The sequence below is a fragment of the Streptomyces sp. NPDC058576 genome (assembly GCF_042718715.1).
GTDB lineage: Bacteria > Actinomycetota > Actinomycetes > Streptomycetales > Streptomycetaceae > Streptomyces.
This window is the reverse complement of the sequence record NZ_JBHXPF010000068.1, coordinates 1-13,323: the sequence shown is the minus strand read 5'-3', so window position 1 is coordinate 13,323 and position 13,323 is coordinate 1. Positions and strand designations below refer to the sequence as shown.

Here is a 13,323-nt window from a genome sequence, read left to right as displayed (position 1 = left end):
CTGCGTTGACCTGGGGTTTTGCTCGTATTGCTCACGCGTCAACGTCTTGTTAACTCTTCGGGGAGGCCCCTAACGTCGTCCGGACCGACCGCCGAGACCGGTGGGAGTTCAAGGATGAACGTTAGGTATCCCCCATGCTGACAATCCTCGGCTTCGCCATGATCGCGACCTTCCTGGTCCTGATCATGACGAAGAAGATGTCGCCGATCGCGGCGCTGGTACTGATCCCCGCACTGTTCTGTGTCGCCGTCGGGCAGGGCGCCCAGCTCGGCGACTACGTGATCGAAGGCGTCGGCAACCTCGCCCCCACCGCCGCCATGCTGATGTTCGCCATCGTCTACTTCGGCGTGATGATCGACGTCGGCCTGTTCGACCCGATCGTCCGGGGCATTCTGAAGTTCTGCCAGGCCGACCCGATGCGCATCGTCGTCGGTACGGCGGTGCTCGCCGCGATCGTCTCGCTGGACGGCGACGGCTCCACCACGTTCATGATCACCGTCTCCGCGATGTATCCCCTCTACAAACGCCTGAAGATGAGCCTGGTCGTGATGACCGGCGTCGCGGCCACCGCCAACGGCGTCATGAACACCCTGCCCTGGGGCGGCCCCACCGCCCGCGCCGCCACCGCCCTCAAGCTGGACGCCTCCGAGATCTTCGTGCCGATGATCCCCGCGCTGGCCATGGGGCTGCTCGCGGTGTTCGTGCTGGCGTACGTGCTCGGCATCAGGGAGCGCAAGCGTCTGGGGATGCTCACCCTCGACGAGGCGCTCGCCCGGGAGCCCGAGCCGGAGACCGTGTCCGCCGGCGCCGGCGGCACCGGCGGCAAGGACCGCCTCCGCAAGGACACCGCCGCCACCTCCAACGGTGCCGCCGCCTCCGCGGGCGGTGCGGGTGTTGACGCCGGGGCCGACCCGGCGGACGGGGACGACGACGATTTCCAGGGCCTCGACCCGAACCGGTCCACGCTCCGCCCGAAGCTCTACTGGTTCAACGCCGGACTCACCGCCGCCCTGCTGACGGCGATGATCATGGAACTGCTGCCGATCCCGGTGCTCTTCCTCCTCGGCGCGGCCCTCGCGCTCACCGTCAACTTCCCGCACATGCCCGACCAGCGGGCCCGGATCGCCGCACACGCCGACAACGTCCTCAACGTCTCCGGCATGGTCTTCGCGGCCGCCGTCTTCACCGGCGTCCTCACCGGCACCGGCATGGTCGAGCACATGGCCGACTGGGTCGTCGGCACGGTCCCCGAGGCGATGGGCCCGCACATGGCCATCGTCACCGGCCTGCTCAGCCTGCCGCTCACCTACTTCATGTCCAACGACGGCTTCTACTTCGGCGTCCTGCCCGTCCTCGCCGAGGCGGGCGCGGCCCACGGGGTCTCGCCCGTGGAGATCGCCCGCGCCTCCCTGGCCGGCCAGGCCCTGCACATGTCCTCGCCCCTCGTCCCCGCCGTGTACGTCCTCGTCGGCATGGCCAAGGTCGAGTTCGGCGACCACACCCGCTTCACCGTGAAGTGGGCGGTGCTCACCTCGCTCGTGGTGCTCGGTGCGGGCATCCTCTTCGGCATCATGTGATGACCGACCGCTCGCGACCCGGGCCCGGCAGGGGCTGGCTGCTGCGCCTCGTCATCGCCTTCGCCTTCGCGCAGGGGGCGGTGTCGATGGCGCGGCCCGCCGTCTCCTACCGGGCCCTCGCGCTCGGCGCGGACGAGGCGGCCATCGGCGTCATCGCCGGGGTCTACGCCCTGCTCCCGCTGTTCGTCGCCGTGCCGCTCGGCCGCCGCACCGACCACGGCCGCTGCGCCCCCCTGCTGCCGCTCGGCGTGCTCCTGATCTCCGGCGGCTGCGCGCTCAGCGGCATCGTCTCCTCGCTGCCCGCGATGGCCGCCTGGAGCGGGGTGATGGGCCTCGGCCACCTGTGCTTCGTGATCGGCGCGCAGTCGATCGTCGCCCGGCAGTCCGCGCCCGACGAACAGGACCGCAACTTCGGGCACTTCACCATCGGGGCCTCGCTCGGCCAGCTCATCGGCCCGGTCGCCGCGGGCGCGCTCATCTCCGGTCAGGGCGGCGCCCTGGGCCGTACGAGCGCGCTGGCGCTCCTCGTCTCGGCCGCTGTCTGCGCGGTCGCCCTCACCTCGCTCTGGCGGATCGAGCACCGCCGGACGGCCGGCTCCGGCCCGAAGCCCGGCCCCAAGGTCCCGGTCGGCAAGATCCTGGGCGCGCGCGGTGTGCCCGCGGGCATCCTCATCAGCATGGCGGTGCTGTCCGCCACCGACATCCTCACCGCCTACCTGCCGGTCGTCGGCGAGCACCGCTCCATCGCGCCCGCCACCGTCGGGCTGCTGCTGAGCCTGCGGGCCGCCGCCACGATCGCCTGCCGGCTGGTGATGACGCCGCTGCTGCGGCTGCTGGGCCGCCGGGCGCTGCTGACCACCAGCTGCCTGCTCGCCGGGCTCCTCTGCGCGGGCGTCGCCCTGCCCGTGTCCCTCCCCGCCCTGGCCGTCATGCTTGCCGCGCTCGGCTTCTGCCTCGGCGTCGGCCAGCCGCTGTCCATGACCACCGTGGTCCGGGCCGCCCCCGACGGGGCCCGGTCCACCGCGCTCGCCCTCCGGCTGACCGGAAACCGGCTCGGCCAGGTCGCCGCCCCCGCCGCGGCGGGCCTGATCGCGGGCGCGGTGGGGGTGGCGGCCCCGTTCGTGCTGCTCGGCGTGGGGCTGCTGGGCGCGGCGGGACTCGGGCTGCGCGGCGAGGGGCGTACGGAGCCGCCGCCCGCGGGCGCGTCGGTCAGCGTCCGGTCGAGCCGTCGATCAGCTCCCGGAGGATGTCCGCGTGACCGGCGTGCCGCCCGGTCTCCTCGATCAGATGGGTGAGGGCCCAACGGACGCTGGGGGACGGCTTGCCCGGCCGCGGGCGGGGCAGCGGCGCACCGAGGTCGGTGCACGTGTCGAGTACGGCGTTCGCCTCGGCGACCGCCTCCCGGTAGCGGGCGACGACCTCGGCCACGCCGTCCCCGGGAGCGGCGTGGAACGTCGACGGCCAGTCGGAGACCCGGTCCCCGAGGAAAGTGGCCCGCTCGACGAAGGTCAGATGGCGGAGCAGGCCCAGCAGGTTCGTGCCCGAGTCCACCTGGGCGGTCCGGGCCTCCGGCTCGGGCGCGCCCTCGACCTTCGCGGCGACTGAATCGCGCAGGTAGTCGAGGAAACCGCGCAACACCTCCGCCTCGCTGCCGCCGGTCCGGGGCGGCGGGGTGTCCCGGCGTGGGGAGCGGGGTGCGGCGGTCATGGTGCCTCCTCGGTCGATGGCGCGGTGCGGGTGCGTCCGCCTTGTCCCAGTCTTGTCCGGCGGGCCGCCGTCAGGGCAAGGGCTCGTGCCGTTTCGGCACGTCGGCCCGCAGCGCGGGTGGTCGTCCCGGGAAGCGGGTAGAGGTCCCCGGGGCGTACGCGTCCAGCGTGACCGGCGTCTCGGGAGACTCCCTGGCGCCGAAAAACTAACGGCGCTAGTTTGGGCGGGTGCGACGTGTGCCCCGCGCCCGCCGCACGGCGTCGGCGCTCCGCACAGCACGTCCGGGAGGGAACAGCCATGAAGGCCCATGACCAGATGTACATCGACGGTGCGTGGCGGCCCGCCGTCGGCCGGGACACGATCGCGGTCGTGAACCCCGCCGACGAGCAGGTCATCGCCCACGTACCCGCGGGGACGGCCGAGGACGTCGACGCGGCGGTGCGGGCCGCGCGCGCCGCCTTCCCCGCCTGGGCCGCTACTCCGCCCGCCGAACGCGCCGCCCGGCTCACCGCGCTGGCCGACGCGCTGGCCGCCCGCAAGGACGTGCTGGCCGAGACGATCACGGCCGAGCTGGGCTCGCCCCTGCCCCTGTCGCAGATGGTCCACGCGGCCGTGCCCGTGCTGGTGGCCGCCTCGTACGCCGAACTGGCCGCCCGCCACGCCTTCGAGGAGCGGATCGGCAACTCCACCGTGCTGCTGGAGCCGGTCGGCGTGGTCGGCGCGATCACTCCCTGGAACTACCCGCTCCACCAGATCGTCGCCAAGGTCGCCCCCGCCCTCGCCGCGGGCTGCACCGTCGTCCTCAAGCCCGCCGAGGACACCCCGCTCACCGCCCAGCTCTTCGCCGAGGCCACCGAGGCCGCCGGTCTGCCGCCCGGGGTCTTCAACCTCGTCACCGGCCTCGGACCGGTCGCGGGCCAGGCGCTCGCCGCCCACGAGGACGTCGACCTGGTCTCGTTCACCGGCTCCACCGCCGTCGGCAAGCAGATCGGCGCCACCGCCGGGGCCGCCGTCAAGCGCGTCGCCCTGGAGCTGGGCGGCAAGTCCGCCAACGTGATCCTGCCCGGCGCGGACCTCGCCAAGGCGGTCAACGTCGGCATCGCCAACGTGATGACCAACTCCGGCCAGACGTGCAGCGCCTGGACCCGGATCCTCGTCGACGCCGAGCGGTACGACGAGGCCGTGGAGCTCGCGGCGAACGCCGTCACCAAGTACGTGCCCGGGGAGCGGGTCGGCCCGCTCGTCAACGCCAAGCAGCAGGCCCGGGTGCGCGGTTTCATCACCCAGGGCGTCGAGGAAGGGGCCCGGCTGATCGCGGGCGGCCCGGACGCGCCGCTGGAGACCGGCTTCTACGTCAGCCCCACCGTCTTCGCCGACGTCACTCCGGACATGACCATCGCCCAGGAGGAGATCTTCGGCCCGGTCGTCTCGATCCTCCGTTACGAGGACGTGGACGACGCCCTGCGGATCGCCAACGACACCGTGTACGGGCTCGCGGGCGCAGTGTGGGCCGCCGACGACGAGGAGGCGGTGGCCTTCGCCCGCCGGATGGACACCGGGCAGGTCGACATCAACGGCGGACGGTTCAACCCGCTGGCCCCGTTCGGCGGTTACAAGCAGTCGGGGGTCGGCCGCGAGCTGGGCCCGCACGGTCTGGCGGAGTACCTCCAGACCAAGTCGCTCCAGTTCTGAACCCCCGTAACCCTTCCTCGTACGGGGATCGCCCCTTCCCGTACGAGGAACTCCCTTCCCGTACAAGGAGCCTGTTCGTGGTCCGCGCCGCCGTACTGCCCGCCGTCGGAGCTCCGCTGGAGATCACCGACATCGTCCTGCCGGAGCCCGGCCCCGGCCAGGTGCGCATCGCGCTCGCCGCCGCCGGGGTCTGCCACTCCGACCTCTCCCTGTCCAACGGCACCATGCGCGTCCCGGTGCCCGCCGTCCTCGGCCACGAGGGCGCGGGGACGGTCCTGGCGGTCGGCGAGGGCGTCACGCATGTGGCCCCCGGCGACGGCGTGGTCCTCAACTGGGCCCCCTCCTGCGGGGCCTGCTTCCACTGCGGGATCGGCGAGGTGTGGCTCTGCGCCGACGCCCTGAAAGGGGTCTCCAACCTCCACGCCCGTACGGCCGACGGCACCGACCTCCACCCCGGCCTCAACGTCGCGGCCTTCGCGGAGGAGACCGTCGTCGCCGCCACCTGCGTGCTCCCGGCCCCCGAAGGCATCCCGCTCACCGACGCCGCCCTCCTCGGCTGCGCGGTCCTGACCGGCTACGGGGCGATCCACCACAGCGCCCGGGTCCGCGAGGGCGAGAGCGTCGTCGTCTTCGGGGTCGGCGGCGTCGGCCTCGCCGTGCTGCAGGCCGCCCGGATCGCGGGCGCGTCCCGGATCATCGCGGTCGACGTCTCCCCGGCCAAGGAGGAGCTGGCCCGGCAGGCCGGGGCCACCGACTACGTCATCGCCTCCGCCACCACCCCGCGCGAGATCCGCAAGCTGACCGGCGGCCAGGGCACGGACGTCGCCGTCGAGTGCGTCGGCCGGCCGGCGACCATCCGGGCCGCCTGGGAGTCCACCCGGCGCGGCGGGCGCACCACGGTCGTCGGGATCGGCGGCAAGGACCAGGAAGTGACCTTCAACGCCCTGGAGATCTTCCACTGGGGCCGTTCCCTGACGGGCTGCGTCTACGGCAACAGCGACCCGGCCCGCGACCTGCCCGTCCTCGCCGAGCACATCCGCGCGGGCCGCTTCGACCTGTCGATGATGGTCACCGAGCACATCGCCCTGGACGGCATCCCCGCCGCCTTCGACAACATGATCGCGGGCAAGGGCGGCCGGGCGCTGGTGGTCTTCTAGGGCGCGTCCCGTCTTCTAGGGGGTGTTCGAGCGGACGGCCACACCGGCCGGGGCCGGGCTCTCGGGTGCGGGCCCGGTCCGCCGGCCGCCCCGGGAGACCGCCACCCCGGCCAGGCACAGCGCACCGCCCAGGACGCCGAGCAGGGTCGGCACCTCGTCCAGCAGGACCCACGCCATGAGCACGACGATCGCCGGGACGGCGTACGTGGTCGCGCCCATCCGGCCCGCCGTGGTCCGGGCCAGGGCGTAGCCCCAGGTCGTGAACGCCAGCGCGGTCGGGAAGACGCCCAGGTAGATCATGTTCAGCGTGGCGGACATCGGGGCGTCGGCGGCCTCGGAGACCAGCACTCCGGTGAACGGCAGGCAGGCGACGGCCCCGATCAGGCAGCCGAAGGTGTTGATCTGGAGCGAGGAACCGTGCGCGAGGGCCGGCTTCTGACTCACCACGCCCAGCGCGTACGCCACCGCGGCCAGCAGGCAGAGCGCCACGCCCAGCACGGACGCGCTGCCGTGCCCGGACATCGCGAGGCCGACGACGACCGCGCCCGAGAACGAGATGCCCATCCCCAGCAGCAGGCGGCGCGGCAGCCCCTCGCCGAGCATGCGGGCGCCCATCAGGGCCATCAGGATCGGCCCGATGTTCACGAGCATCGCCGCCGTGCCGGCGTCGACCTCCTGCTCGCCCCAGTTGAGCGCCACCATGTACAGCCCGAACCACAGCACCCCGGACGTGACGATCCCGCGCCAGGCGCCGCGCCCGGGCAGCCCCTCACGCCGTACGAGGAGGATCGCCCCGAGCACCAGCGTGCCCGCCAGCAGCCGGCCCAGGGCCAGTGCGCCGGGGGAGTAGGCCTCGCCCGCGCTGCGGATGGAGACGAAGGCGGAGGCCCACAGCACGACGGTGGTGCAGGCGGCGGCGGGGGCGCGCCAGCGGTGGGCCGGCGGGGAGACCGGAAGCGGTGTCGGGGTCGTCGTCATGTCCACGACCGTAGAGCCGAAACGCTTCGCTCCCCACCGAATTGTCGATCCCCGTCAATCGACGGCCCGGTGGGCCCGTCTCCCCACCCAGCCCGTCCGGCGTCCGGGGACGACCCCCGTCCCACCCAGCCCGTCCAGCCCCCGAGGACGTCACCCAGCCCGTCCGGCGTTTGAGGACGGAACCGGTGCTCGGGATGGGCGGCACCCTTGCTTCCGGGACACGGAGAGGTCGCCCCGTGCCACCGCCAGGGAGTCCCGGCCCGTCCACGAGGCGCACGGCGGTGGCGTCGTGCGGTCCTGGTCGCGGGGAACGGTCCCTGCGCCCGGCGTGCGTCAGGGACGGTTCGGCGCCGGCCGCGCCGTCGCCGCGCCGTCGCCCGCCCGCGCGTACTGCTCGTACTGGAGCGCCAGACCGTCCAGCAGGGCCCGCAGTCCGGTCTCGAAGGCCCCTTCGTCGACCTGGCGGCGGTGGTCGGCCAGCAGGTGGGCCTGGCCGAGGTGCGGGTAGTCGGCCGGGTCGTAGGCGGTCTCGTCGTCGACGAAACCCCCGGCGAACGAGCCCAGCGCCGACCCGGTGATGAAGTACCGCATCAGCGCCCCGATCCGGGTGGCCTGCGCGGCCGGCCACCCCGCCCCCACCATCGCCCCGAACACCGCGTCGGCGACCCGCAGCCCCGCCGGGCGGCGGCCGGGGCCCCGGGCCAGGACCGGGACGATGTGCGGGTGCGCGGCGAGGGCGGCCCGGTAGGACAGCGCCCAGTCGTGCAGGGCCTCGCGCCAGTCGCGCGGGTCCGACTCCTCGAACATCGACAGGTCGACCTGTACGGAGACCGCGTCGGCGACGGCGTCGAGGATCTCCTCCTTGTTGCGGAAGTGGTTGTAGAGCGAGGGCCCGCTGACCCCCAGCACGGCCGCCAGCCGGCGGGTGGAGACGGCGTCGAGCCCCTCGCCGTCCACGAGTGCGCTCGCCGCCACGACGATGCGGTCTCGGCTGAGGAGGGGCTTGCGCGGTCGGGCCATGCGGCTCATAGTAGGCCCTGCGAACCAGAAACTAGCAGTGCTAATTAAGCGATCGTCGGAAGCGGGGTGGCGCACGATGGACCTGGCGCTCAGCGAGGAGCAGGAAGCCGTCCGGAAACTGGCCGAGGACTTCGTCGCCCGCGAGGTCGCCCCGCACGTCGTCGCGTGGGACCGGGCCGAGAATGTCGACAGGTCGATCGTGCGGAAGCTCGGCGCTCTCGGCTTCCTCGGGCTGACCGTCCCCGAGGAGTACGGCGGCTCCGGCGGCGACCATCTGTCCTACTGCCTGGTCACCGAGGAGCTGGGGCGCGGCGACTCCTCGGTGCGCGGCATCGTCTCCGTATCGCTCGGCCTGGTCGCCAAGACCCTCGCGTCCTGGGGGAGCGAGGAGCAGAAGCAGGCGTGGCTGCCCCGGCTGACCTCGGGCGAGGCGATCGGCTGCTTCGGCCTCACCGAGCCCGGCACCGGCTCGGACGCCGGAAACCTCGTCACCAGGGCCGTCCGCGACGACGGCGACTACGTCATCAACGGCACCAAGATGTTCATCACCAACGGCACCTGGGCCGACGTCGTCCTGCTCTTCGCGCGGACGAACGACACCCCCGGCCACCGGGGCGTCTCCGCCTTCCTCGTCCCCACCGACACCCCCGGTCTCACCCGCCGCACCATCCACGGCAAGCTCGGCCTCCGCGGCCAGGCCACCGCCGAACTGGTGCTGGAGGACGTCCGGGTACCGGCGGCCGGCCTCCTCGGCCCCGAGGGCAAAGGATTCTCCATCGCCATGTCCGCCCTCGCCAAGGGCCGCATGTCGGTCGCGGCGGGCTGTGTCGGCATCGCTCAGGCCGCCCTGGACGCGGCCGTGCGCTACGCGGGCGAACGCGAGCAGTTCGGAAAGCCCATCGCCCGCCACCAGCTCGTCCAGGAACTGCTCAGCGACATCGCCGTGGACGTGGACGCCGCCCGGCTGCTGACCTGGCGGGTCGCCGACCTGATCGACCGGGGCCAGGACTTCGCCACCGCCGCGTCGAAGGCCAAGCTGTACGCCTCCGAGGCCGCCGTCCGCTGCGCCAACAACGCCCTCCAGGTCTTCGGCGGCTACGGCTACATCGACGAGTACCCGGTCGGCAAGCTGCTGCGGGACGCCCGCGTGATGACGCTCTACGAGGGCACCAGCCAGATCCAGAAGCTGATCATCGGCCGTGCGCTGACCGGTGTCTCCGCCTTCTGAGCCGGTACTCGGGGTCGTACGGCTGTCTGAGTACCGGCGTGAGTACGGGCACGGATGTGGCGTGCGCCACGTCGGCGGATGCTGAACCCATGAGTGACACGACATCGGTCAAGCAGCAGAGCACCGCCGCCTTCTACGTCCAGGCCGTCGCCTCCTTCATGGTGGCGATCGGCGCGGTCGCCTTCGGTATCTTCTTCCTCGACGCCGACGCCTGGGTGCGCGGATTCCTCGCCATCGGCGTGCTCTATCTGGTCACGTCCTGCTTCACGCTCGCCAAGGTGATCAGGGACCGCCAGGAGGCCGGCCAGATCGTCAGCCGGGTGGACCAGGCCCGGCTGGAGAAGATCCTCGCCGAGCACGACCCCTTCCAGAAGCTCTGAGCCGGAGGGATCGGGGCAACCCCTAAGCGCTTGCTCAGGTTCGGGGTATGGTGTGCGTCCTGTTGACGGAGAGGGGCCCTGGGCGATGAGTACGGCGGAGGAGACGAGCGGCGAGGACGCGCCGTGGGGCGAGGTCACTCCCGAGGCGGCCAGGCGGCTCCTCGTCGCCGCCGTGGACGCCTTCGCCGAGCGCGGGTACCACGCGACCACCACGCGTGACATCGCCGGCCGGGCCGGGATGAGCCCGGCCGCGCTCTACATCCACTTCGCGACCAAGGAAGAGCTGCTCCACCGGATCAGCAAGATCGGCCACGAGCGGGCGCTGTACGTCCTCGACTCCGAGGCGGACCGGGACGGCACGGCCGCCGAACGGCTCGCCGGGGCGGTCCGCTCCTTCGTCCGCTGGCACGCGGAGCGGCACACCACCGCCCGGGTCGTGCAGTACGAGCTCGACGCGCTGGGCGAGGAGCACCGCACCGAGATCGTCGCGCTGCGGCGCAGGAGCGACGCCGTGGTCCGCCGGATCATCGGCGAAGGGGTACGGGACGGCGAGTTCGACGTCCCCGACGTCCCCGGCACCACGCTCGCGGTGCTGTCGCTCTGCATCGACGTGGCCCGCTGGTTCAACGCCCAGGGCAGCCGTACCCCCGACGAGGTCGGCGAGCTGTACGCCGGCCTCGTCCTGCGGATGGTCGGGGCCCGTACGGCCCCGCGTCGGAAGTAGGACCGGGACCGGGACCGGATCAGAAGTAGTAGCGGGACACCGACTCCGCGACACAGGCCGGCTTCTCGCTGCCCTCGCGCTCGACCGTGACGACCGCCGTGACCTGCACGCCGCCGCCCACCTCCGTCACGTCCCGCAGCACCGCCGTGGCCCGCAGCCGCGAGCCGACCGGGACGGTCGAGGGGAAACGGACCTTGTTGGTGCCGTAGTTGATGCCCATCTTCATGCCCTCGACCCGCATCACCTGCGGCACCAGCGCGGGCAGCAGCGAGAGCGTCAGATAGCCGTGCGCGATGGTCGTGCCGAACGGCCCGTCCTTCGCCCGCTCCGGGTCCACGTGGATCCACTGATGGTCGCCGGTCGCCTCGGCGAACCCGTCGATCCTCTTCTGCTCGATCTCCAGCCAGTCGCTGTGCCCCAGCTCCTCGCCCACTCCGTCCCGCAGCTCCTGCGCGGACGTGAAGATCCTCGGCTCTGCCATGTTCCCGGTCCCTGCCTTCCGGCTCGACGCGCTGTCCGGCGCGATGTCTAAGCGCTTGCTCAGCATCGTTGTGCGGCGCCCTCCTGTCAACGACATGGCAGTAGGTTTGAGGGGTGCCCCAGATCCCACAGACGCTCCACGAACTCTCGGTCGGCCAGCTCTCGGCGCGCAGCGGCGCCGCCGTCTCGGCCCTGCACTTCTACGAGTCCAAGGGCCTGATCAGCAGCAGCCGCACCAGTGGCAACCAACGCCGCTACTCGCGGGACGCGCTGCGCCGCGTCGCGTTCGTCCGGGCGGCCCAGCGCGTCGGCATCCCGCTGGCCACGATCCGGGACGCGCTCGCCGAACTGCCCGAGGAGCGCACGCCGAACCGTGAGGACTGGGCCCGTCTCTCGGAGGCGTGGCGCAAGGAACTGGACGAGCGCATCGGGCAGTTGCACCGCTTGCGCGACCATCTGACCGACTGCATCGCGTGCGGTTGTCTGTCGTTGGAGACCTGTGTGCTCTCCAACCCCGACGACATCACCGGCGAGCGGATCACCGGTTCCCGTCTGATGCCCGAGCGCAAGCAGAGTTCCTGAGCGTCGTCACAAGGACCGGCCAGAAGAGCCCGCGCCGACCGGCCGGATCGGTGGCGCGTGAACGTGGCTCCGGCCCCGCCGGCCGGTCGAGCGAAACGGGCAGAAACGGTCAGCCCGATCGGCTGTCCGGGCAGCCACGGGCGGTCCCCGGCGCGGTCGGGCGGTGGGGCGCGCCGATTTCCCGCACCGGCGCCGGCTTCGAATCGGAAGGGATCCAGCGCCAAACAAACAGCGGGGAAAGGGAACCTCTTCCGGTCCCGTGGGGCATGGCGTGATACCGCGGGGCGTCTGGCTGATATCTGATCAATTTCTTTCTGGCCGTTCTGTCGGCACTCCTGGAATGTCCCGGATCGGTATCAGTACGCTGGTGTAAATCGACGCTGCGATCCTCTGGAGCCATGCCGTCATGTCAGCGAGCGAATTACATCATCATGAACGGCAACTTCATCACCTCGCCCGTGAATTCGAGACGCTCCACGTCCGCGTTCGCGATGTCTCCTACACCCCGGGAGCCGATGCCGTCCGCCGCATCGGCCCGCTTCTGCTCGCCGCACAGGACCTGACCGCCACCGCTCTCGTCCGGCTGAACGCTCTGCACAACAGCACGTTCGCCGCCGTCGCGGGCCGACGCGCCAGCCTGGAGCGGCTCTCGTCGGTCCTGGTCGCATCCTCCCTGGTGAACAACGCCCTGGCCCGTGCCTTGCAGGCCAACCCGGGCGAAGGCGAGCCCGCCCGCGGCGGCCGGTCGCACGACGGGCCGGTGGGCACCCCTCGCCAGGCCGAGGCGATCCTGCTCATCGTCGGCCACCTCGACGAGGCGGCCTCCCAGTTGGAGCTGAGCGCGACCGCGTGCCATCAGCTCGCGGCCGGCATCGTCCGGAATCTGACAGGGGTGGAATCCTGCCCGACCAATTAGCGGCGCCGAAACCACGGGGGACCGAACCGCTCGACGGTGACAACAGAGCGTGCAGACAGGGAGTACAGGTTTTGTCGAGTTCAGCCGGCGGCACGAACCCGGTGGGAATGGCCAACCCCGTGGTAATGGCGAACCCTGTGAGAACGGTGAATTCTGTGGACCGTCATCCGGAACCATTCGAGCCGAGGGTCCCCGTAGTGGTACACGCCCGGGACCCCATATCCCGGGAGGGTGCGCTGAGCGCTCTGGACCGGGACGCGCGCATCGAGGTCCGCGAGCGGAAGAGTCCGGGCGGCGTGATCCTCCTGGTCGATCACGTACTCAGCCAGGGCACGCTGACCCAGATGCGCAGGGCCGTCGGCGGCGACGGTTCCAAGGCCGTCCTGGTGCTGGACACCTTGCAGGACGACGAGTTCCACGAAGTGGTGAGCTATGGAGTCAGCGCCGTCGTCTGGCGTCACGAGGCCACCAGGAACCGGCTGATCCAGGCCGTGCTGGCCGCCGCACGCGGCGACGGGGACCTCCCGGCCGACCTGCTGGGCCGGCTGATCCGTCAGATGGGCACGGGAGCGTCCCCGGCCGTGGGCGGAGGGCCGGGCTTCCCCACCTATGGGCTGACCCCCCGTGAGGTCGAGGTCATGCGCCTGGTCGCCGAGGGGTTCGGCACCGCGAAGATCGCCGCGGAGCTGTGCTACTCCGAACGCACGATCAAGGACGTCATGTACAAACTGACGACCCGGCTGAATCTCCGCAACCGCGCCCACGCCGTGGCCTACGCCCTGCGCGAGGGCTACATCTGACGCCAGGGCCTCGGCCCCCCCCCCCCCCCAGGCGGGGCGCGGGGCGCGGCACGGGGTGAACCAACGCCCCCGTCGGGCAACC

Annotated in this window: 14 protein-coding genes; 10 read left to right on the top strand and 4 right to left on the bottom strand. The window is 71.9% G+C overall.

All coding sequences use genetic code 11. The features are described 5' to 3' along the window. Nucleotides 1–134 precede the first annotated feature (134 nt). A complete protein-coding gene (locus tag ACFWRV_RS31450; RefSeq protein WP_384339314.1) occupies nucleotides 135–1,577 on the top strand; it encodes a CitMHS family transporter in 1,443 nt (480 codons plus the stop codon). Continuing rightward, nucleotides 1,577–2,872, top strand: a complete 1,296-nt coding sequence (locus ACFWRV_RS31445; protein WP_384339313.1) for an MFS transporter — start codon at nucleotides 1,577–1,579, stop codon at nucleotides 2,870–2,872. Before ACFWRV_RS31450 ends, ACFWRV_RS31445 begins: the two co-directional genes overlap by 1 nt. On the opposite strand, the gene ACFWRV_RS31440 is transcribed toward ACFWRV_RS31445, so the two are convergent. Beyond that, entirely contained in the window at nucleotides 2,787–3,284 is a 498-nt protein-coding gene (locus ACFWRV_RS31440; RefSeq protein ID WP_384339312.1) for a DinB family protein, read from the bottom strand. The genes ACFWRV_RS31445 and ACFWRV_RS31440 overlap by 86 nt on opposite strands. A 297-nt stretch (nucleotides 3,285–3,581) precedes the next feature. Between ACFWRV_RS31440 and ACFWRV_RS31435 the strand changes: the two genes are divergently transcribed. Both ACFWRV_RS31435 and ACFWRV_RS31430 read left to right on the top strand, forming a co-directional pair. Continuing rightward, complete coding sequence (locus tag ACFWRV_RS31435) at nucleotides 3,582–4,976, top strand: aldehyde dehydrogenase family protein (RefSeq protein ID WP_384339311.1); 1,395 nt, start codon at nucleotides 3,582–3,584, stop codon at nucleotides 4,974–4,976. 77 nt (nucleotides 4,977–5,053) lie between these two features. After that, entirely contained in the window at nucleotides 5,054–6,133 is a 1,080-nt protein-coding gene (locus ACFWRV_RS31430) for a zinc-binding dehydrogenase (RefSeq protein WP_384339310.1), read from the top strand. Between the two features lie 15 nt (nucleotides 6,134–6,148). Here ACFWRV_RS31430 and ACFWRV_RS31425 read toward each other — a convergent pair whose 3' ends face one another. Both ACFWRV_RS31425 and ACFWRV_RS31420 read right to left on the bottom strand, forming a co-directional pair. Continuing rightward, nucleotides 6,149–7,111, bottom strand: a complete 963-nt coding sequence (locus ACFWRV_RS31425) for a DMT family transporter (RefSeq protein WP_384339309.1) — start codon at nucleotides 7,109–7,111, stop codon at nucleotides 6,149–6,151. 333 nt (nucleotides 7,112–7,444) lie between these two features. Beyond that, a complete protein-coding gene (locus ACFWRV_RS31420; RefSeq protein WP_384339308.1) occupies nucleotides 7,445–8,131 on the bottom strand; it encodes a TetR/AcrR family transcriptional regulator in 687 nt (228 codons plus the stop codon). 76 nt (nucleotides 8,132–8,207) lie between these two features. Here ACFWRV_RS31420 and ACFWRV_RS31415 point away from each other — a divergent pair, with 76 nt between their 5' ends. The 3 genes from ACFWRV_RS31415 (at nucleotide 8,208) to ACFWRV_RS31405 (ending at nucleotide 10,463) form a co-directional block, all read left to right on the top strand. Next, nucleotides 8,208–9,359, top strand: a complete 1,152-nt coding sequence (locus ACFWRV_RS31415; protein ID WP_384339307.1) for an acyl-CoA dehydrogenase family protein — start codon at nucleotides 8,208–8,210, stop codon at nucleotides 9,357–9,359. Between the two features lie 89 nt (nucleotides 9,360–9,448). Further along, nucleotides 9,449–9,739, top strand: a complete 291-nt coding sequence (locus ACFWRV_RS31410) for a YiaA/YiaB family inner membrane protein (protein ID WP_384339306.1) — start codon at nucleotides 9,449–9,451, stop codon at nucleotides 9,737–9,739. Nucleotides 9,740–9,824: 85 nt separating this feature from the next. Next, a complete protein-coding gene (locus ACFWRV_RS31405; RefSeq protein ID WP_384339305.1) occupies nucleotides 9,825–10,463 on the top strand; it encodes a TetR/AcrR family transcriptional regulator in 639 nt (212 codons plus the stop codon). A 19-nt stretch (nucleotides 10,464–10,482) separates the two neighbouring features. Here the strand turns inward: ACFWRV_RS31405 and ACFWRV_RS31400 are convergent, their stop codons facing one another. After that, nucleotides 10,483–10,944 carry a MaoC family dehydratase gene (locus ACFWRV_RS31400; RefSeq protein WP_384339304.1) on the bottom strand — a complete coding sequence of 154 codons (462 nt, stop codon included), beginning with the start codon at nucleotides 10,942–10,944 and terminating at the stop codon, nucleotides 10,483–10,485. 113 nt (nucleotides 10,945–11,057) lie between these two features. Between ACFWRV_RS31400 and soxR the strand changes: the two genes are divergently transcribed. The 3 genes from soxR (at nucleotide 11,058) to ACFWRV_RS31385 (ending at nucleotide 13,241) form a co-directional block, all read left to right on the top strand. Next, a complete protein-coding gene (gene soxR, locus ACFWRV_RS31395; protein WP_384339303.1) occupies nucleotides 11,058–11,525 on the top strand; it encodes a redox-sensitive transcriptional activator SoxR in 468 nt (155 codons plus the stop codon). A gap of 406 nt (nucleotides 11,526–11,931) precedes the next feature. Next, nucleotides 11,932–12,441, top strand: coding sequence for a hypothetical protein (locus ACFWRV_RS31390; RefSeq protein WP_384339302.1), 510 nt, complete (start codon nucleotides 11,932–11,934; stop codon nucleotides 12,439–12,441). A gap of 125 nt (nucleotides 12,442–12,566) precedes the next feature. After that, entirely contained in the window at nucleotides 12,567–13,241 is a 675-nt protein-coding gene (locus ACFWRV_RS31385) for a response regulator transcription factor (protein ID WP_384339301.1), read from the top strand. Nucleotides 13,242–13,323 lie beyond the last annotated feature (82 nt).

Excerpts from the sequence above, each read along its gene's own strand:
- ACFWRV_RS31420 (WP_384339308.1), bottom strand. The coding sequence starts at position 8,131 with ATGGCCCGACCGCGCAAGCCCCTCCTCAGCCGAGACCGCATCGTCGTG.
- ACFWRV_RS31435 (WP_384339311.1), top strand. The coding sequence starts at position 3,582 with ATGAAGGCCCATGACCAGATGTACATCGACGGTGCGTGGCGGCCCGCC.
- ACFWRV_RS31445 (WP_384339313.1), top strand. The coding sequence starts at position 1,577 with ATGACCGACCGCTCGCGACCCGGGCCCGGCAGGGGCTGGCTGCTGCGC.
- ACFWRV_RS31405 (WP_384339305.1), top strand. The coding sequence starts at position 9,825 with ATGAGTACGGCGGAGGAGACGAGCGGCGAGGACGCGCCGTGGGGCGAG.
- ACFWRV_RS31440 (WP_384339312.1), bottom strand. The coding sequence starts at position 3,284 with ATGACCGCCGCACCCCGCTCCCCACGCCGGGACACCCCGCCGCCCCGG.
- ACFWRV_RS31385 (WP_384339301.1), top strand. The coding sequence starts at position 12,567 with ATGGCGAACCCTGTGAGAACGGTGAATTCTGTGGACCGTCATCCGGAA.
- ACFWRV_RS31450 (WP_384339314.1), top strand. The coding sequence starts at position 135 with ATGCTGACAATCCTCGGCTTCGCCATGATCGCGACCTTCCTGGTCCTG.
- ACFWRV_RS31410 (WP_384339306.1), top strand. The coding sequence starts at position 9,449 with ATGAGTGACACGACATCGGTCAAGCAGCAGAGCACCGCCGCCTTCTAC.
- ACFWRV_RS31390 (WP_384339302.1), top strand. The coding sequence starts at position 11,932 with ATGTCAGCGAGCGAATTACATCATCATGAACGGCAACTTCATCACCTC.
- ACFWRV_RS31400 (WP_384339304.1), bottom strand. The coding sequence starts at position 10,944 with ATGGCAGAGCCGAGGATCTTCACGTCCGCGCAGGAGCTGCGGGACGGA.
- ACFWRV_RS31415 (WP_384339307.1), top strand. The coding sequence starts at position 8,208 with ATGGACCTGGCGCTCAGCGAGGAGCAGGAAGCCGTCCGGAAACTGGCC.
- ACFWRV_RS31425 (WP_384339309.1), bottom strand. The coding sequence starts at position 7,111 with ATGACGACGACCCCGACACCGCTTCCGGTCTCCCCGCCGGCCCACCGC.